Source organism: Roseisolibacter agri (assembly GCF_030159095.1).
GTDB classification, from domain to species: domain Bacteria; phylum Gemmatimonadota; class Gemmatimonadetes; order Gemmatimonadales; family Gemmatimonadaceae; genus Roseisolibacter; species Roseisolibacter agri.
In genome coordinates this window covers 28259-47590 of record NZ_BRXS01000010.1, presented here as the reverse complement: position 1 = coordinate 47590, position 19332 = coordinate 28259, and the positions used below count along the sequence as shown (strand labels likewise).

The 19332-nt window shown below is 75.0% G+C and carries 11 protein-coding genes; 8 read left to right on the top strand and 3 right to left on the bottom strand.

Annotated features, from left to right (window positions below):
* Positions 1–39: 39 nt before the first annotated feature.
* The 3 genes from rosag_RS24580 to rosag_RS24570 form a co-directional block, all read right to left on the bottom strand.
* Positions 40–1455, bottom strand: a complete 1416-nt coding sequence (locus tag rosag_RS24580) for a coniferyl aldehyde dehydrogenase (protein ID WP_284352841.1) — start codon at positions 1453–1455, stop codon at positions 40–42.
* Positions 1448–2368 carry an ABC transporter permease gene (locus tag rosag_RS24575; protein WP_284352840.1) on the bottom strand — a complete coding sequence of 307 codons (921 nt, stop codon included), beginning with the start codon at positions 2366–2368 and terminating at the stop codon, positions 1448–1450. Before rosag_RS24575 ends, rosag_RS24580 begins: the two co-directional genes overlap by 8 nt.
* Positions 2369–2468: 100 nt before the next feature.
* Positions 2469–4070, bottom strand: coding sequence for an ABC transporter substrate-binding protein (locus rosag_RS24570; protein ID WP_284352839.1), 1602 nt, complete (start codon positions 4068–4070; stop codon positions 2469–2471).
* Between the two features lie 160 nt (positions 4071–4230).
* Between rosag_RS24570 and rosag_RS24565 the strand changes: the two genes are divergently transcribed.
* The 8 genes from rosag_RS24565 to rosag_RS24530 all read left to right on the top strand — a co-directional run bounded on the left by rosag_RS24565 (position 4231) and on the right by rosag_RS24530 (position 19327).
* A complete protein-coding gene (locus rosag_RS24565) occupies positions 4231–5163 on the top strand; it encodes a GGDEF domain-containing response regulator (RefSeq protein WP_284352838.1) in 933 nt (310 codons plus the stop codon).
* Entirely contained in the window at positions 5160–5426 is a 267-nt protein-coding gene (locus rosag_RS24560; RefSeq protein WP_284352837.1) for a hypothetical protein, read from the top strand. Before rosag_RS24565 ends, rosag_RS24560 begins: the two co-directional genes overlap by 4 nt.
* Positions 5423–7687: a BamA/OMP85 family outer membrane protein gene (locus rosag_RS24555; protein WP_284352836.1), complete on the top strand. Its 2265-nt coding sequence runs from the start codon at positions 5423–5425 to the stop codon at positions 7685–7687. Before rosag_RS24560 ends, rosag_RS24555 begins: the two co-directional genes overlap by 4 nt.
* A 253-nt stretch (positions 7688–7940) precedes the next feature.
* Positions 7941–12563: a translocation/assembly module TamB domain-containing protein gene (locus rosag_RS24550; RefSeq protein ID WP_284352835.1), complete on the top strand. Its 4623-nt coding sequence runs from the start codon at positions 7941–7943 to the stop codon at positions 12561–12563.
* Between the two features lie 61 nt (positions 12564–12624).
* Positions 12625–13557, top strand: coding sequence for a diacylglycerol/lipid kinase family protein (locus tag rosag_RS24545; protein ID WP_284352834.1), 933 nt, complete (start codon positions 12625–12627; stop codon positions 13555–13557).
* 51 nt (positions 13558–13608) lie between these two features.
* On the top strand, positions 13609–17139 hold the full coding sequence (locus rosag_RS24540) for a PAS domain S-box protein (protein WP_284352833.1): 3531 nt from the start codon (positions 13609–13611) through the stop codon (positions 17137–17139).
* The gene (locus rosag_RS24535; RefSeq protein ID WP_284352832.1) at positions 17136–18137 is read left to right on the top strand and encodes a P1 family peptidase; all 1002 of its coding nucleotides are present in this window, start codon (positions 17136–17138) and stop codon (positions 18135–18137) included. The genes rosag_RS24540 and rosag_RS24535 overlap by 4 nt, the downstream gene beginning before the upstream one ends.
* A 353-nt stretch (positions 18138–18490) precedes the next feature.
* The gene (locus rosag_RS24530) at positions 18491–19327 is read left to right on the top strand and encodes a C40 family peptidase (RefSeq protein ID WP_284352831.1); all 837 of its coding nucleotides are present in this window, start codon (positions 18491–18493) and stop codon (positions 19325–19327) included.
* The last annotated feature ends 5 nt before the right edge of the window (positions 19328–19332 follow it).

Below are 19332 nucleotides of genomic sequence, written 5' to 3'. Positions count from 1 at the left end.
GGCGCGGAAGGGCCGGCGCACGGGCGCCGGTGGCGCCGCTCAGGTCATTCGGAGCAGCCGCCGGATGAGCGCCCGCGTGCGGCCCGTGTACGGCGGCGCCAGCAGCCCGGCGCCGCCGAAGCGGCTCTGCAGGAAGACGCCCTTCTTCTTGGAGAAGGTCTGGAAGCCGTCGAAGCCGTGGTACTGTCCCATGCCGCTCGGACCCACCCCGCCGAACGGCAGGTCGTTCACCCCGAGCTGCACGACGACGTCGTTGACCGCCACGGTGCCGGAGGTCGTGCGTGCCAGCACGTCGTCGATGCGCCGCCGGTCGTCGTCGAAGTAGTACAGCGCGAGCGGGCGCGGGCGCGCGTTGACGTAGGCGATCGCGTCGTCGAGCGTGTCGTACGGGACGACGGGCAGCACCGGCCCGAAGATCTCCTCCTGCATCACCGACATCGCGTCGCTCGCGTCGAGGACGAGCGTCGGCGGGAAGACGCGGTTCTCGGGCGTGAACGCCTCGCTCGCCGGGTCCACCGTCTGGACGCGCGCGCCGCGCGCGCGGGCGTCGTCCACCAGCGCCTGCAGCCGCTCCCAGTGGCGGCGCGTGACGATGCGCGTGTAGTCGCGCGTCGCGACGAGGCGCGGATAGCGCGCCGCGCTCGCGCGCCGCACCTCCTGCACGAACGCGTCGACGCGGTCGCGCGGCACCAGCGCGTAGTCGGGCGCGACGCATGTCTGCCCGGCGTTGTACAGCTTCCCCGTGACGATGCGGTCCGCCGCGCGCGCCAGCGGCGCGTCGCGGTGGAGGATCACCGGCGACTTGCCGCCCAGCTCCAGCGTCACCGGCACCAGGTGCTCGCTCGCGGCGCGCATCACCAGCTTCCCGACGCGCGTGGAGCCCGTGAAGATCAGGTGGTCGAACGGGAGCGCGGAGAACGCCGCCGCGACGTCCGCGTCGCCCGTCACGCCCGCGACGTACTCGCGCGGGAACCGCTCGGCGACGATGCGCGCGATCAGGTCGGCGGTGCGCGGCGTGACCTCGGACGGCTTCACGATCACGTGGTTGCCGGCGGCCAGCGCGCCCACCAGCGGCGAGAGCGAGAGCAGCAGCTGGTAGTTCCACGCGCTCATCACGCCCACCACGCCCAGCGGCTGCCAGACGACGCGGGCGCGGCCCGGCAGCAGGTACCAGGCGGGGCGCACCGTGCGCGGACGCATCCAGCGCTTCAGGTGGCGACGCGCGTGCGCGATCTCCGCCAGCAGCGGGAAGAGCTCCAGCAGGAGCGTCTCCTCCGCGGCCCGGCCGCCGAAGTCCTCGGACACCGCGTCGACCAGCGCGTCCTGGTGCTCGCGCAGCGCGTCGCGCAGCGTGTCGAGCGCGGCGATGCGGCGATCGTGGTCCGGCGCCCCGCGGGCGAAGGCCGCGCGCTGCGTCTCCAGCAGCGCCGCGAGCCCCGCCGCGGTCTCAGTCATAGCGCACGCGCGGATCCGTCTTCGCGTACGCGACGTCGGTCAGCAGGTTGACCATCACGAACACGGCGCTCAGGAAGAGGACCGCGCCCTGGATGGCGGGCAGGTCGCGCCGCCCGATGGCGTTGACGACGTAGCGGCCGAGGCCCGGCCAGCTGAAGATCGTCTCGGTGAGGATGCTGCCCGTGAGGTAGTAGCCGAAGTCGAGGCCCAGCACCGTCACCACCGGGATGAGCGCGTTGCGCAGCCCGTGGCGCAGCGTGACCGTGCGCTCGCCCAGCCCCTTCGCGCGCGCGGTGCGCACGAAGTCGCTGTTGAGCACCTCCAGCATCGCCGAGCGCGTGACGCGCGCGAGGAACGCGATGGAGCGCATGCCCAGCGCGAGCGCGGGCAGCACGAGGTACTTCAACCCGCCGTAGCCCGAGGCGGGCAGCCAGCGCAGCTGCACCGCGAACAGCAGGATGAAGAGCAGCCCGACCCAGTACACCGGGAACGAGATCCCCAGGTACGCGCCGCCGAGCGCGGTGCGGTCCACCCAGCCGCCGGGGCGCCGCGCGCTGACGACGCCCAGCAGGATGCCGAGCACGGACGCGAACAGCATCGCGGTGCCCGCGAGCAGCAGCGTCTTGGGGAAGCGCTCCGCGATGTCGCTGGAGATCTCGCGGTTGGTGATGAACGAGCGACCGAGGTCGCCGCGCAGCACGCCGCCGGCGTAGTGCGCGAACTGCTGCGGGAGCGGATCGTCGAGCCGCAGCTCCGCGCGCAGCCGCGCGACGGTGGCCGGGTCCGCGCGCTCGCCGACGATCTCGGCCACCGGGTCGCCGGGCGCGACGAAGAGCAGCAGGAACGTCACGACGAGGACGCCGAGCAGGGTGGGGATGGCCAGCAGGAGGCGGCGGAGGATGAATGACAGCATGAGCTACTCGACGCTCAACGCTCGCCGCTCGACGCTCGCGTCAACCCGCGGGCGGGCCGAGCGTCGAGCGGCGAGCGTCGAGCGGTGAGGGCGCGAATCGTCATCGCGTCCCCGTCGCGTCGATCTTCACGTCCTGCCAGCGCTGGCCGTTGAAGATCGTCGGCACCTGGAAGCCGCGGATCCACGGCTGGACCGCGTACAGCTCGTTGTAGTGGAACAGGTAGATCATCGGCGCGTCGGCGAACGCGAGCGAGTCGGCCTGGCGCGACAGCGCGGCGCGCTGCGCGTCGTCCTGCGTGCGGCGCGCGAGCGTGATCAGGCTGTCCACCGCCGCGCTGCCGTAGAACGAGTAGTTGCCGCCCACGCCCTTGCTGGCCGAGTGCAGCAGCGGGTAGAGGAAGGCGTCGGCGTCGGGGTAGTCGGCGTACCACGTCTTCACGAACAGGTCCGCCTGGCCGTTGCGCGCCGCCTCGCGCACCGCGGACGCGTCGCGCTGCACGAGCTTCGTGCGGATGCCGGCGGCGTTCAGGTAGCCCTGGATGCTCTGCGCCAGCCGCGCGATGGTCGCGTCCTGCGACGACCAGAGCTCGACGTCGATGCCGGTCGGGTGCCCGGCGGCGGCGAGCAGCTGCTTCGCCTTGTTCACGTCGTAGGCGTAGCGCGCGCGCGCCGTGTCCGCGCCCTCCAGCGACGGCGCGATGACGCTCGCCGACAGGCGTCCGCGTCCCGCCAGCAGCTGGTCGAGGATCGCGCGCGTGTCGACCGCGTGGTTCAGCGCCTGCCGCACGCGCGGGTCGCCGAGCGGGCCGCGCGTGGTGTTGATCGCGACGTGGTAGAGGATGAGCGCGGGCGCGCTCTGCAGGCGCGCGCTCTTCTCGTCGGTCTGCTCCCAGCTGCGCGTCTCGCCCTCGGGCACCTGCAGCACGTCCACCGTGCCGCTCTCGAACTCGGCGACCGCGGTGCTGGGCTCGGGGATGATGCGCGCGATGAGCGTGTCGGCGCCGGGCTGCTGGCCCCAGTACTTCTCGAAGCGCGCGAACTTCACGTAGTCGTCGTGCTTCCACTCGACGAACTTCCACGGACCCGTGCCGACCGGGTTCTGCCCGAAGTCCGGGCCGACCTTCTCCGGCACGATCGCCGCGACCGGCATGGCCAGCAGCTTGGGGAAGATCGCCAGCGGCTCGGTGAGCGTGACGACGACCGTGCTGTCGTCCGGCGTGCGCACGCCGGCGAGCGACGTCGCCTTGCCGTCGGAGAACTCGCGCGCGCCGCGGATCGGGTAGAGTGGCCAGCCGCGCCCCCCGCGCACCGCCGGATCGAGCGCGCGCTGGAAGCTGCTCGTGACCAGCGCGGCCTTCAGCGGCGTGCCGTCGTGGAAGGTGACGCCCTGGCGCAGGTGGAAGGTGTACGTCAGCCCGTCGGGCGACACGTCCCAGCGCGCCGCGAGCGCGGGCACCACGCGCGCGTCGGGCGTGAAGCGCACCAGCCCATCGAACAGGTAGCTCACCGCGCGGCCCGTGGGCACGTCGGTGGAGAGCGCCGGGTCGAGCGAGCGCGGGTCGTACGTGTCGCGGGAGTCGACGAACGCCCGCCGATCCGGCGCCGCGTCGCCGCCGCGGCAGGCGGAGAGCACGGAGACCGCCGCGAGCGCGGTCAGCGCGGCAGCGGAGACGGATCGGACGGGGCGGGGCAGCCGGCGCATGGCGGAGCGGGCGATGAGGGTGCGGTGACGCCAGTCACTCGGGCGCCGCGTCGTCGCGGCGCAGGATGTGCGCCCACGCCGCGCGGTCGCCGACGCAGTTGACACAAGCGATTCAGGCGCGTGAACTTACCCGGCCGTCCCGAGGCCCGTCAAACACCCCGTGAGCTACCTTCTCTACGCCGACGATCACGAGCAGATGCGCCTGATGGTGCGCGACCTGCTGGAGGCGTCGGGCCACGAGGTCGCGCTCGCGCCCGACGGGCCCGCGGCGCTCGCGCAGCTCCGCGCGCGCGAGCCCGACCTGCTGATCCTGGACGTCGCCATGCCCGGGATGTCCGGCTTCGACGTCTGCCGCGCGGTGAAGGGCAACCCGATGACCGCGCGCGTGCCGGTGCTGATGCTGACCGCGGAGTCGGACATCGAGGCCAAGGTCGAGGGCTTCGACGCGGGCGCCGACGACTACCTCGCCAAGCCGTTCGACCCGCGCGAGCTGCGCGCGCGCGTCAACGCGCTCGTGCGGCTGGTGCGCCGCGAGGGCGACCGCAACCCGACCAGCGGGCTGCCGGGCTCCCGCGCGATCGACGACGAGCTGGCGCGCCGCGCCGAGCGTGGCCACCCGTTCGCGGTGTGCTACCTGGACGTCGACCACTTCAAGCCGTTCAACGACGTCTTCGGCTTCGCGGTGGCCGACGCGGTGATCCGCGACGCGGGCACGGTGCTGCAGGAGTGCGTCACCGCCACCGGCGGCGTGCTGGGGCCGGACGGCGACTTCGCGGGCCACATCGGCGGCGACGACTTCCTGCTGGTGACGACGCCCGCGCGCGCCGAGGGGCTGGTGCGCGAGGCGCAGCGCGCCTTCCGCAAGCTGGTGGAGCGGCGCGTGGGCGCCGAAGTGAGCGCGCACGGCCGCTTCACGGGGCTCGACCGCCAGGGCACGCTGCGCGAGTTTCCGCTCGCGACGCTGACGGCGGTGGTCCTCCTGGTGGACGCCGCGCGCTGGCGATCGAGCGTGGACCTGGGCGTGCGCGCCGCGGACGCCAAGCGGCGTGCGAAGGCGACGGGCGCCGGCACCATCCTGGTGGAGCGGCTGTGAGCGACAAGCCAACTAAGGAAGAGCGGGAAGCGGCCGCCGAGCGCGCCGTCGCGCGCTCCGTCTCGGCGTTCGTCATCCGACGGCCGCTCGATGGCCCGACGACGCTGGCGGCCGTCGGCGCGGGCCTCATCGCGGGGCTGGTGACCGCGTACCTGTCGTCGATCTGGCTGTCGCGGGCGCCGCTCGCGCCCACGCAGCCCCGACCGACGCCCCGTCCGCTGCCGCGCACGCGGCCCGTCCCGCGACCGCGCGCCGCCGAGTGAGCGTCGTCCGCACGGCGCGTCTCCTGACGCGCCGCCTGGCGCGGCTGGCGGTCGCGTGCCTGCTGGGCGCGGCGGCCGCGCCGGCCGTCCACGCCCAGGACGTCGCCTGCGAGGCCGGCGACCGCGAGGTGCGCGCGCTCCGCTTCGAGGGGAACCGCGCCTTCTCGGACGTCGAGCTGGGCCTCGTGGTGGTGACGACGCCGTCGTCGGTCGTGAGCCGGCTGCGCATCGTCGGCACGCGCCGCTGCCTCGACCCCGACGAGTTCCCGCGCGACCTGCTGCGCCTGCAGGCGTACTACCGGCGGCGCGGCTACCCGAAGGCGGAGGTGGACACGACGGTGCGCGCCGTCGCGCCGAACGCGGTCGCGGTGACCTTCCGCATCACCGAGGGCGCGCCGCTCCGGCTCGAGTCGCTGACGATCGCGGGGCTCGACTCCGTGCGCGACGGCGCGCGCCTCGCGCGCGACTTCCCGCTGCGCCGCGGCGGCGTCTTCGACCGGAACCTGCTGGAGGCGGGGCGCGACTCGATCATCGCGCGGCTGCGCGACACGGGGTATCCCGCCGCCGACGCGCTCCCCGAGTGGACGACCGACCTCGCGACGATGACCGCGACGGCGACGCTCCGCTTCGTGCCGGGGCCGTTCACGCGGCTGGGCCGGATCACCGTGCAGGCGGACACCACGGGCGGCCGCCTGCCGCGCATCCCCGAGCCGGTCGTGCGCCGCACGCTCGGCCTGCGCACGGGCGATCCGTTCAGCGCCGCCGACATCGTCGAGGCGCAGCGCACGCTCTACCAGACCGACGCGTACCGCCGCGTCGAGATCCGCGTCGACACCGCGGCCGGCGTCCCCGACTCGGTGGCGAACCTGATCGTGACCGTGACGGAGGGCGACCTGCGCGCCGCGCGCGTCTCCGCCGGCTGGGCGACGCTCGACTGCTTCCGCACCCAGGGCGACCTCACGAGCTACTACTTCCTGCCGCGCGCGCAGCGGCTGGAGCTGACGGGACGCGTCTCGCGCATCGGGATCGGGGACCCGCTGGACGGCGCCGAGGACCTGTGCCCGCAGGCGAAGAACGATCTCTACAGCGACAAGCTGAACTACTACCTGGGCGCCACGATCCGGCAGCCGCGCCTCTTCCGGCTCCGGCGCGTGCCGTCGCTGACGCTGTTCACGTCGCGGCAGTCGGAGTACAACGCCTTCCGCCGCACGACGTCGGTCGGCGCGCTCTTCTCGGTCGCCAGCCGCGCCGGCTCGCGGCTGCCGAGCACCTTCACGTACCAGCTGGAGCTGGGGAGCACCGAGGCCAACGCCGCGGTGTTCTGCGCGGTGTTCTCGGCCTGCGACCGCGACGCGCGCGAGTTCCTCGCGCGGCGCGTGCCGCTGGGCGCGCTCGGCTACTCGCTGGTGCGCGATCGCACGAACGATCCGCTGAACCCGACCAGTGGCACGCAGCAGCGTCTCAGCCTCCGGCACTCGTCGGCGTTCACGGGCTCGGACCGGTCGCAGCGCTTCAGCAAGGCGACGCTGGACGCGACGTGGTACCAGCGGCTGGGCGGCGCCGGATCGGGCTCGCTGCTGATCGCGCACGTGCAGGGCGGGGCGCTGTTCGGCGGCGCGCCGCCGCAGGAGCGCCTGTTCGCCGGCGGGCCGACGACCGTGCGCGGCTTCCGGCAGAACGAGCTGGGGCCCGTCGTCTACCTCGTGCAGCGCTTCGACACGCTGACGGCGCCCGTGACGGGCGAGGTGACCTACTTCGCCGACCCCGCCGAGGTGCCCGTGGAGCGCACCATTCCGGTCGGCGGCAACTCGCTGGTGGTGGGCAACCTCGAGGCGCAGCTCCGCAGCCCGGTGCTGCCGCAGCTGCTGTCGCTGGCGCTGTTCACCGACGCGGGCGCGGTGTGGGACCGGAAGGTTCGCACGGCCGACATCCAGGGGCGGCTGCGCTTCACGCCGGGCGCGGGCGTCCGCATCCGGTCGCCGTTCGGCGCCATCCGCGTGGACCTGGGCTACAACCCGTACGACCCGATCGGCGGCGCGGCGTACTACGTCACCGAGCCGCGGGATCGGGCGAACGGCACGAGCCAGCAGGAGCTCTACTGCGTGGCGCCGCCCAACCAGCTGCTGGTCCGCCCCACGCGCCCGGGCGACGCGTACCCGGTGCAGGAGCCGGGGAGCTGCCCCGCCGACTTCCGGCCGCGGGCGCCGAGCGGGTTCCTGAAGCGCTTGAACCCGTCGATCTGGATCGGACAAGCCTTCTGAGAGCGGAACGGCGGAAGACGGAACCGCGGAGGACGGAGGGGCGGAGGACGGTGGGGCGTGAAACGATGGGGCGGCGGCCGGCGGACCGGGCTGCCCCACCCGGGGTACGCAGCGGTCGCGACCGCATCGCTCCCGGCGCTCCCGCCGGATCGGTATCGTTCGCGGCTGGCCCAGCGCCGCCGTTCCGTATCGCGCCCCTCCGTCCTCCGCCGTCTCGTTCTCCGCGGTTCCGTCCTCCGCCGTTCCGCTCCCCTTGCCTCGCCGTCGCACCGTCGCCATCGCCAGCGCCGCCGCCCTGCTCGCCCTGTGCGTGCTGGCGGTGGGCATGGTCGTCGGCGTCACGCAGACGGGCACGGGCCAGGACTGGGTGCGGCGCACGATCGTCGAGGTGCTCGCGCCGCGGGTGAAGGGCTCGCTCTACGTCGGACGCATCAGCGGCAGCTTCCTCGGCGGCGTCACGGTGGACTCGGTCGTCATCCGCGGGCCGGACGACTCGCTCTTCGTCGCCGCGTCGCGCATCCGCGTCACGTACGACGTGCGCGACCTGATCGACCGGCGCGTCCTGCTGCGTCGCGTCGAGGTCGAGAAGCCGACCGTCCGGCTGTCGCAGGCCGAGGACGGGATGTGGAACTACAAGCGCGTCTTCCCGCCGGGCGGGCCGTCCGGCCCGAAGACGGGGCGCAGCTTCGGCGACTACATCGTCGCCGACTCCGTGGTGGTGCGCGGCGGGACGTTCGTGCTGACGATGCCGTGGCATCCCGCCGACTCGCTGCGCGGCGCGCGGCGCGACAGCGCGATCGCGCGCAACCTCGCGCGTCCCGACGCCGAGATCCGCCGGCGCGGCCGCGACTTCACGCGCACGTGGCGGTGGACCAACGGCTTCGTCGCGCTGGGCTACGCGCGCCTCGCCGATCCCGACACCGCGGGCCGCCGCTTCGCCGTCGCGCGCCTGGACGTCGATGAGACCGACCCGCCGTTCCGCTGGCGCAACGTGCGCGGCGACGTGCGCTGGCTGGGCGACTCGATCTGGGCGGAGATCCCGCACTGGGACCTCGCGGGCTCCACCGGCAGCGGGCGCGCGAAGATCGTCTGGGGCAGCAACCTGCCCATGCGCTACGACGTGCGCGTGAAGGGCGACTCCGTCTCGCTGCGCGACGTCGCGTGGGTCTATCCCACGCTGCCGCGCACGGGCGGCGGGAGCATGACGCTCACCATCCGCAACGACCCGCGGAACCTGCGCATCATCGACTACGGCCTGCACGACATGGACGTGCGCACCACGCGCTCGCGGCTGCGCGGCGCGATGACGTACGCCGTCGGCGGGCCGGTGCTGGGCGTGAAGGACGTCGACCTGCGCGCGGACCCGATGGACTTCGACCTGATCCGCGCGCTCAACGGCAAGCCGTTCCCGTACGACTGGCAGGGCACGATCACCGGCACCGTGAAGGCGCGCGGCGGCCCGCTCGACCGCTTCCTGGTCGACGACGCGCGCTTCACCTTCGCCGACCGCAACGTGCCCGGCGCCGTCACGCGCGGCACGGCGCGCGGTGGGCTCGACATCCTCTTCCCCGCGTTCACGAAGTTCCAGGGGCTGCGCGTGGACGTCGCGCAGCTCGACCTGCGCACGCTGACGTACCTGAACCCGAACTTCCCGCGCATCGGCGGGCTGGTGGCGGGGCGCGCGACGCTCGACTCGTCGTGGCTCGACGTCCGCTTCCGCGACGCGGACCTGACGCACACCGACGGCCCCGCGCCGCCGTCGCGCTTCACGGGCGACGGCCGCGTCACGTGGGGCACGCAGTTCATGACGTACGCGCTGAACTTGCAGGCGCAGCCGCTGTCGCTCGACGCGCTCGCGCGCTCGTACCCGACGCTGCCGCTGCGCGGGCTGGTCTCGGGCCCGCTGCGCGCGACGGGCACGGTGGACGCGCTGCGCGTCGCGACGTCGCTCACCGGCCCGGCGGGCACGCTCCGCTTCGACGGCACGCTCGACGCCTTCGAGCCGTCCTACGGCGCCACCGGCGCGATCGGCGCCGCACAGCTCGACCTGCGCACGCTCCTCGGCGACCCGAAGCTGCCGGAGACCTCCATCACGGCCGACGGCACGGTGAACGCGGTCGGCAGCGGACCGGCCGATCTCTCGGGATCGCTGCAGCTCACGCTCGGCCGCTCGATCGTGGACGGCGCGCGCATCTACGGAGGCGTGGCGCGTCTCGGGTTCCTGGATGGTCGCCTGCGCGTCGACACGCTCGACGTCGAGAGCACGGCCGCGCGCCTCGTCGCCGCGGGTGGGCTCGGCCTCACCAGCACGCGCACCGACTCGCTGCAGGTCCGCGTCGTCGCCGACTCGCTGGGCGGGCTGCGGCGCTGGCTGCTGGCCAACAGCACGGGCGCCGATCCGTCGGGCGCCGACTCGCTCTCCGGCACGCTGCGGCTGCAGGGCGTGCTCGCGGGGACGCTCGACACGGCGGTCACCTCGCCCGGCCTCTCGCTGACCGCGCGGCTGGAAGGTGAGGCGCTCGCCTACGGGCGCACGCGCGCCGCGCTCGTCGATGCGCGCCTGGAGGGCCACGACCTGCTGCGCGCCGCCGCGCTGCGCCTCACCGCGTCGGGCGACTCGCTGCTGCTCGGCGGCCTCTCGCTGGCACGGGCCGAGGGGCGCTTCGCGACGGATTCGCTGCGCGCGGACGCGCTGGGTGCGCCGCGCTCGGGCACGTGGGCGGTGCGCGCGGGCAGCGACTCGGGCGCCGCGCTGGAGGCGGTCGGGCGCACGCGCCTCGCGACGGACAGCACCGAGGTGCTGGTGGACAGCGCGCGGCTCGCCGTGGCGGCGGGGCGCGAGTACCGGCTGGCCGCGCCCGCGCGGCTGACGACGCGGCGTGCGGGCAACGCGATCGCGCTCGACTCGCTGGTGCTGCGCGACGGCGCGGGCGCGCGCATCGCCGTCGGCGCGCAGCTGCAGGACACCGGCGCGGTGCGTGGCGCGCTCGCGCTCGACGCGGTGCCGATCGCGGACCTCGCGCGCGTGTCGGGGCTCGTGGGCAGCGCGCCCACCGGAGCGGCGACGACCGCGCCCGCGGCCTCGTACGACGGACGGCTGACGTTCGGCGCGCAGCTCGCGGGGACCCGCGCGCTCCCGCTGGTGACGCTGCGCGCCGACGCGCGCGACGCGACGCTGGCCGGCGTGAAGGTCGAGCGCATCACCGCCACCGGCGACTACGCGGTGCGCCGGCTGACCGCGAACCTCGGGCTGTTCCGCGACGGCGCGCAGCTGCTGACCGCGAACGCCGCGCTGCCGATCGACCTCGCGCTGCTGCCCGGCACGCGGCGCCTGCCCGACGACACGCTGCGCGGCGTGGTGCGCGCGGACTCGCTCGACCTCGCGCTGTTCGGCGCGATCGTGCCCGGGCTGCGCGACGTCGCGGGCCGCATGCGCATCGGCTTCGACCTCGGCGGCACGTGGGAGCGCCCGCGCCTGTTCGGCGCGCTGCGGCTGGACAATGGCGCCGCGACGGTGCAGCCCGCGGGGATCCGCCTGCAGTCGCTCGCCGCCGACGTCGCGCTGGAGGGCGACAGCGTCGCCGTCCGCCGCGTCTTCGCGCGCAGCGGCGGCGTCGGCGACACGCTGGCGCTCACGGGCTTCGTGCGCCTGACGTCGGTGGACAACCCGACCTTCGGGCTGCGGCTGGCCGCGCGCAACTTCCTCGCGATCGACCGCCCGCGGCTCGCCACGCTCTGGCTGTCGACGCCGGAGCCGGTGAGCGTGACGGGGCCGTACCGCGCCGCCGTCGTGCGCGGCGCGGTGCGCGCGGAGCGCGGGCGCGTCTACATCCCGGAGCTGATCGACAAGCGCATCGTCGACCTCAACGAGTACCGCGACGTCGTCGACACGACCATCGGCCAGAACCGCCGGCTGATCCCCGCGCCGAGCGCGTTCGTCGAGAACCTCACGCTCGACGACGTGCGCCTGGAGGTGGGCGACGACGTCTGGCTGCGGTCGCCCGAGGCGAACATCAAGCTCGGTGGGTCGCTGGCGGTGACGCGCGCGGTCGCGCGCGGCGGCAGCTTCGCCGGCGCGGGCCGCGACCAGGCGCAGCTCGCGCTCCTCGGCGCGCTCGGCGTCACGCGCGGCACGTACCGCCTGAACCTCGGCTTCGCGCAGCCCATCTTCGAGGTCGAGCCGGGCACGCTGCGCTTCTTCGGCACGCCCGACCTCAACCCGACGCTCGACGTGCGCGCGGTGCACGTGGTGCGGCAGGTGCGCAGCGGGACCAACCGTCCCGACGTGCGCGTGCAGGTCAACATCGGCGGCACGCTGAACCAGCCGACGCTGCGCCTCTCCAGCGCCGACAACCCGCCGATCCCCGACACGGACCTGATCAGCTACCTCGTCACCGGCGAGCCCGCGTCCGCGGTGCTCGGCACGACGCAGGGGAGCGAGCAGGGCGCCGCGCTCGCGCTGCGCCTGGCGGGGAGCCTGCTCTCGGGCGCGCTGACGCAGGGTGGGCCGTTCGACGTCGTGCAGGTGCAGACCGGTGGCGCGGCGGGCGACGCGACGGGCTTCCTCGGCAGCAGCAGCAGCATCCTCTCGCGCACGCGCCTCGGCTTCGGCGGGCAGCTCGGACGCCGCACGTTCTACACGTTCACGACGGGCCTCTGCGGCCTCAACTCGCCCACCGAGGCGAACTCGCTCGCGCTGTTCGCCAACGGCCTCGGATTCAAGATCGAGCGCCGCCTGACGCCGACGCTGAGCGTGGAGCTGGGCCTCGAGCCGGGCTCGGTGCAGCAGGCCTGCCAGCGCGGGACGTCCACGCGCTCGTACCAGCAGACGCCGACGCAGGGCGGCATCGACATCTTCCGGCGGTGGAGCTTTTGACCGATCGCCTCCGCGTCGCTCGGCGCTCCGCGCTCAGCGCTCGCGTCGCCGCCGGGACGAAGTGAGCGCCGAGCGCGGAGCGCCGCGCGCCGAGCGGAGCCTGATTCGTTCCGTCCTGCTCATCGTCAACCCCGCCGCCCGCCAGGCCGCCGCGCGCGAGGCCGACGCCTGCGAGGCGTTCGTGCGGGCCGGCGTCGCGTGCACCGTCGCGCGCACCGCCCGCGCCGGCCACGCGGCGGAGCTGGCGGTCGCGCGCGAGGCCGTGGACGCGGTGTTCACGCTCGGCGGCGACGGGACGGCGATGGAGGTCGTCGGCGCGCTCGCGCACGGGGACACGCCGGTCGGCATCCTCCCCGGCGGCACCGGCAACCTCATGGCGCGCACGCTCGGCGTGCCGCTCGGCGTGCGGGACGCGGTCGCGTCGCTGCTGCACGGCGACGTCGCGCGCATCGACCTCGGGGTCGTCGAGGCCGAGGGGCAGGCGCCGCGCCGCTTCGCCTTCGCGGCGGGGGTGGGCATCGACGCGCGGATGATCGAGGAGACGCCCGCCCGCTGGAAGCGCCGCCTGGGCGTTCTCGCCTACGCGCTGACCGCCGCGCGCGCCCTGATCGCCCGCGACCGGTTCACGGTCCGCATCGTGATCGACGGCGTCGAGGAGCTGCGGCGGGACGCGGCGGCGGTGATGATCGTCAACTTCGGTGCGGTGCTGGGGGACCTCTTCCACTTCGGGCCGGGTATCCGGGCGGACGACGGGCGTCTCGACCTGTGCCTGTTCTCGCCCGAGTCGGTCGGCGACGCCGTGCGCGTCTCCTGGCGGCTGCTGCGCAAGGACTTTCGCGACGACCGCTGCGTCGTCTACCGTGCAGCACGCGAGTTCCGCATCGAGACCGTGCCCCAGCGCGCGGCCCAGGCGGACGGCGAGCTGCTCGGCCGCACGCCCCTCGTCGCGCGCGTCGAACCGCTCGCCGCCACCCTGCTCGTTCCCGCCTCCTAGCCGTTCCGTGTCGCGGCCGCGCTCCCCGCGCGGGTTGCCACGCGCCCGCCGATGACCCATCCCGAGATCGCCGACGCCGGCATCGACGCTGGTACCGTGCTGCGCGTCGTCGCCGACGCGACGGGCGCCGCGGCCGCGGCCGACGGTCCGGACGCGCGCCTGCGCGCGCTGCTGGCGGGCATGCGCGCGCTCGGCTTCGGGCGCGCGGTGCTCGAGGTGCGCGACGGCGCGATGGAGCGCACGCTCCTGGTGGCCGAGGGCTTCGAGGACGAGGCAGCGGTGCGCGCGCTGCCCGAGACGCTGGTGGCCGGCCGCGTGTGGCGCCGCTGGCTGCGGCTGCTGGAGCGCCGGCGCGCGCAGGTGGGTCTGGGCGCGGGCTACTGGCTCGACCTGCGCGATCCGTGGGCGCGCGACGAGTTCGGCGCGGCCTTCGGCGGCGCTGCGGCGGCGGGCGTCTACGTGCTGGCCGCGCGCGGCGCCGACGGCGTCTGTCACGCGACCGTGCTGCTGGAGGGTGCCACCGGCGCGCCGCCGGCCGAGCCGGTGGTGCAGGGGATCGCGCTGCTCGCGAGTCACCTCGCGCACGAGTGCGTGCGGACCGACCTCGCGGCGCTCGCGGCGCAGCGGGCGGAGCGGCTGCAGCGACTCTATGACGCCGGCGGCGCGCTCACGCGGTCGCTCGACGCGCAGGAGGTCGTGCGCGAGCTGGCGCGCCAGGTCGCGCGCCTCGTGCCCCACGACGGGCTGGTGGTCGCGCATCCGGACCTCGAGCGCGGGATCGTGCGCACCGCGATCCGGCAGATCCAGGGGATCCAGCGCCCACGCGCCGACCAGCCGCTGGGCGCGGGCCCCATCGGCGAGGTCGCGCGCACCGGCGTGACGGTGCGCGTGGACGACTACGACGCCGCGCGCTCTCCGCTCGCCGCGGCGGACGACCTGGTGGGCGACGGCGGGCCCGCGCGCAGCGTGCTCGCGGTGCCGATGCGCGTGGGCACGCAGCTCGTCGGCGTGCTCGCGGTGCACGCGGCCGCGCCGCGCGCGTTCGGCCCGGAGCACGAGGAGCTGCTGCGCACGCTGGCCGCGCAGGCGGGCACCGCGATCGCCAACGCGCGCCTCTTTGCCGAGAGCGAGGCGGAGCGCCGCCAGAGCGAGGCGCTGGTGGCGGTGGCGCGCGCGGTGGGCGCGTCGCTGCGCCTGGGCGAGGTGCTGCGCCTCGTGCTGCGCCACACGGTGGGCCTGCTGCACACCGAGGGCGCGTGCATCGCGCTCAAGCGTGACGGCTGGCTCCACGTCGTCGCCGGCGTCGGCTGCGTGGAGCTGCTCGCGGGCGTGCACCTGCCCATCGAGGGGAGCCTGCTCGGCCGCGCGATGGAGGAGGGCGCGCCGCTGGTGCTGAACGAGGTCTCGCGCCACGCGCAGTCGGTGGCGGCGCTGGAGAGCGTGGCGCCGATCCAGAAGACGGTCGTCGTGCCGCTGCGCACCGCGCACGGCGTGATCGGCGCGATCGCGGTCGTGAACCGCGCCGCCGACTTCGGCGCCGAGGACGCGCGCGTGCTGGAGCGGCTGGCGGAGCAGGTGGCGGTCGCGATCGTGAACGCGCGCCTGTTCGAGGAGGCCGAAGCGTCGACACGCGAGTGGCAGGTGTCGTTCGACGCGATTGCGGCCGGCATGGCGGTGCTCGACGAGGACGGCCGCATCGTGCGCTGCAACGCGCGCGCGGCGGAGCTCCTGGGCGCGGCGTCGCCGTGGGCGCTGTACGGCGCGTCGCTGGATGCGCGCCTCGCGGGGCGCGACGAGACGGGGCGCCTGGGCCACGCGATGGTCGCGCCGGTGGTGCGCGACGGCGAGGACGACGAGGAGTTGCCCGCCGACGGGACGGCGCCGAGCGCCTCCGCGCTCGTGCGCGCCGCGCTCCGGCAGGGCGCACCCGCGCGCGCATTGCTGCGCGCGGCCGACGGCGCCGCTGGCGAGCGCGGGCCGCTGACGCCCGACGTGCCGGGCCGCGTGTTCGACCTCGTGGCGGCGCCGCATCCGGGCGGCGGCGCGGTGGTGACGTTCGACGACGTGACGGGGCAGCTGGCGCTCGCGGAGCGCTACCGCAGCGTCGTCGAGACGACGGGCGACGCGATCGTGATCAGCGACCGCGACGGGCGCATCACCTTCGCCAATCCGGCGGCGCTCGCGCTGTTCGGGCGCGGGGAGGCGCTGCTCGGCGCGCACGCGTCGGAGCTCGTGCGCGCCGACGACGCCGAGGAGGTCGTGCAGCGCTCCGCGCTCGGCCGCGAGGGGCAGCCGCAGCGCTACGAGGTGGTCGTCGTGCGCCCCGACGGTGCGGAGCGCGTGGTGCAGGTGTCCAACGCGCCGCTGCGCGAGGTCGGCGCGACGAGCGGCGTCGTGGCCTCGCTGCGCGACGTCACCGAGGAGCGCCGCGCGCAGGAGGACGTGCTCGCGAGCGAGGCGCGCTACTCGCGCCTGGTCGAGTCGGCGTCCGACGCGATCTTCACCATCGACTCGCTCGGCCGCCTCACGAGCGTCAACCGCGCGATGGAGCTGGCCACGGGCCATCCGCGAGCGACGCTCATCGGCCAGCACTGCAGCGCCGTCGCCGATCCGCGCGACCGCGAGGCGGTGGTGGCGATCGTCGAGGCGACGCTGCGCGGCGAGCGCGTGCGCCGCGAGCTGCGCTACCGCGACCGGCAGGGCCGTGCGCGTGTCGCGTCGGTGATCACGTCGCCGGTGGTGGAGCACGGCGTGGTGGACGGCGCGCTGGGCGTCGTGCGCGACGTGACGGGCGAGCGCCGTCTGGCGGAGCAGCTGCTGCAGCGCGAGAAGCTGGCGGCGATGGGACAGCTGGTGAGCGGCGTCGCGCACGAGCTGAACAACCCGCTCGCGGGCGTGCTGGCGTTCAGCGAGCTGCTGCTGGCCGAGCCGGCGCTCGACGCGGCGTCGGGGCCGGAGGCGCGCGAGCTGCGCGAGCTGACCGACACGATCCACCGCGAGGCGCGGCGCGCGGCGCGCATCGTCGGGAAGCTGCTGGCGTTCGCGCGCCAGCACCCGCCACAGCGCGCGGCCACGGACCTCAACCGCGTGGTGCTCGACGCGCTCGACCTGCGCCGCTACGCGCTGCGTGCGCAGCAGGTGGACATCGTGCTGGAGCTGGACTACGAGCTGCCCGCGACGCTCGCGGACGGCCCGCAGCTGCAGCAGGTCTTCCTGAACCTGATCACGAACGCGGAGCATGCGCTGGTGCGGCACGCGGGCGAGCGGCGCCTGACGGTGCGCACGCGCCGCGACGAGCAGCGGCTGTTCGTCGTCGTCGCGGACAGCGGGCCGGGCCTCACGCCCGAGGACCGCCAGCGCATCTTCGAGCCGTTCTTCACGACGAAGCCGGTGGGGGAAGGGACGGGGCTCGGGCTCGCGGTGTCGTCGGGCATCGTGCGCGAGCACGGCGGGCGGCTGAGCGTGGACGTCGCGCCGGGCGGCGGCGCGGCGTTCACCGTGGAGCTGCCGTGCGTCGAGCCGCCGGACGACGCGTTCGTGGTGGGCGCCGAGTCGGCGGCGTCGCAGGGGTCGATCGGGTGACGGCCGCACCGCCACCGGTGGACCTGGCGGCGTTCGGGCTCGCGGTCGGCCACGCGAGCGACGTCGTCGGTGGTACCGGATGCACGGTGGTGCGCGGGATCGACGGGCCGTTCCGCGCCGCGGCGGCGGTGGTCGGGCGCGCGACCGGCTCGCGCGAGCTGGCCGTGCTGGCGCCCGAGCATCTGGTCGAGCGCGTGGACGCGCTGCTGCTAACGGGCGGATCCGCGTACGGCCTGGATGCCGCGGCCGGCGTGATGCGCTGGATGGAGGAGCGCGGCCGCGGCTTCGACGTCGGCGCGGGCGTCGTGCCGATCGTGCCCGCGGCGGTCGTGTTCGACCTCGCGCCGTGCGGCCGCTTCGACGCGCGGCCGACGCCCGCGATGGCGTACGACGCGTGCGAGCGCGCGGCGTCGCTGGTGACGGAGCAGGGAAGCGTCGGCGCCGGCACCGGCACGACGGTCGGCAAGCTGCTGGGCGCCGGTGGGGCGATGAAGGGGGGCTTCGGCGCCGCGCTGCTGGGCGCCGGCGACGACGCGTGCGCCGCGCTCGCGGTGGTGAACGCGTTCGGCGACGTGCGCGATGCGGCGGGCGCGGTGCTCGCCGGCGCGCGCGGCCCGGACGGCGCGTTCGTGGATGCCGCGCGCGTGCTGGCCGCGGGCGCGTCCGCCAGCGCGCGCTTCGCCGACGTGAGCGCGCCGCCGATGACCAACACGACGCTCTGCGTGGTCGCCACGCGGCGCGCGCTGGACCGCGTCGCGCTGCAGCAGCTCGCGCGCGCCGCGGTCGCGGGGCTGCAGCGCCGCGTCACGCCGTGCGGCACGACGTTCGACGGCGACATCGTGTTCGCGATCGGCCCCGCTGCCGCCGAGGCCGCGCCCGCCACCGCCGCCGAGGTGCTCGGCCTCGAGACGCGCGCGGCCGCGGCGCTGGAGCTCGCGCTGGAGCTCGCGGTGCGGTTCGCGGTGGGAAGGGACGGGATCCCGGGACTGGCGGGCTGACGCTGCGAGCTGCGACCTCTCGGCGCGCTTTCTTGTCGTCCCGAGCATCACGAGGGACCTACTCTCCCCGCCGAGTGGTGCGCGTCGGCGCACCGGATCTGGAACGGCGAACGGCTTCGACACGATGACAGGATGAGCAGGAGACTCCGCGTGGCACGTCATTCCGTGTGCCGTTGCGGAAGATCTTCGTCATCCTGTCATCCTGTCTGCTCTCAGTTCGGGTCCGGCGCGCATCGACTTGCCACTCGCCTGGCAGAGCGGGTCCCTCGCTGCACTCGGGACGACACCTGAAGAGCCCAACTCGCGGCACGTAGCGTTTAGATTTTTGGCTCGCCCCCACGGAGCCAAACGGAATGCCCGCCATCGCCATCGTCCGCGCGCCCGTCGCGCCGCTCCACGCCGAGCCCCGCATCGCCAGCGGCCAGGTCTCGCAGGCGCTGTTCGGCCACGCGCTGCTCGTCCTCGGCGAGGCCGGCGACTGGCGGCGCGTGCGCACGCTGCACGACGGCTACGAGGGGTGGGCGCACCTCGGCTATCTGGTGATCGACGACGCCGAGGGCGTCCCCGAGGACGCGCCCGCGTTCCGCCCGTACGAGGAGCGCACCTTCGCGCAGCGCCGGGACGCGGGCGAGGACGACGCGGTCATCGGCGACGCCGCACCCGCGCTGTCGCTCGGCTGCACCGTCCGTGCGGGCGAGCGCACGCTGCGGCTGCCGTTCGGCGCCGTGGTGTTCGGCGCGCAGACGCGGCTGGACGGCGAGACCGTGCCGTTCGCCGAGCGCGCGGCGCGCTTCCCGCGCGACGGCGGCGCGATCGCGGAGAGCGCGTGGCGCTTCGAGGGCACCGCGTACCAGTGGGGCGGGCTCACGCCCTGGGGCGCCGACTGCTCGGGGTTCGTGCAGGCCGTGTGCGGGCTCCACGGCATCGAGCTGCCGCGCGACGCCTGGCAGCAGGCGCTGGTCGGCGAGCATCGCGACCGGCTGGACGGCCTGGCCGCGGGCGACCTGCTCTTCTTCAGCGACCGCGAGGACCGCCGCGTGACGCACGTGGGCCTCGCGATCGACGAGCTGCGCATGGCGCACCTCGCCCTCGGCCGCGGTGGCTGGAGCGTCGAGGACCTCGTGGACGACGACGACCCGTACGTCGAGCGGCTGCGCGCCAACTTCCTGCACGCGCGCCGCGTCGTCTGACGCGT

Coding starts and splice junctions, on each gene's coding strand:
- rosag_RS24580 (WP_284352841.1), bottom strand. CDS start 1,455: ATGACTGAGACCGCGGCGGGGCTCGCGGCGCTGCTGGAGACGCAGCGC.
- rosag_RS24575 (WP_284352840.1), bottom strand. CDS start 2,368: ATGCTGTCATTCATCCTCCGCCGCCTCCTGCTGGCCATCCCCACCCTG.
- rosag_RS24570 (WP_284352839.1), bottom strand. CDS start 4,070: ATGCGCCGGCTGCCCCGCCCCGTCCGATCCGTCTCCGCTGCCGCGCTG.
- rosag_RS24540 (WP_284352833.1), top strand. CDS start 13,609: ATGACCCATCCCGAGATCGCCGACGCCGGCATCGACGCTGGTACCGTG.
- rosag_RS24530 (WP_284352831.1), top strand. CDS start 18,491: ATGCCCGCCATCGCCATCGTCCGCGCGCCCGTCGCGCCGCTCCACGCC.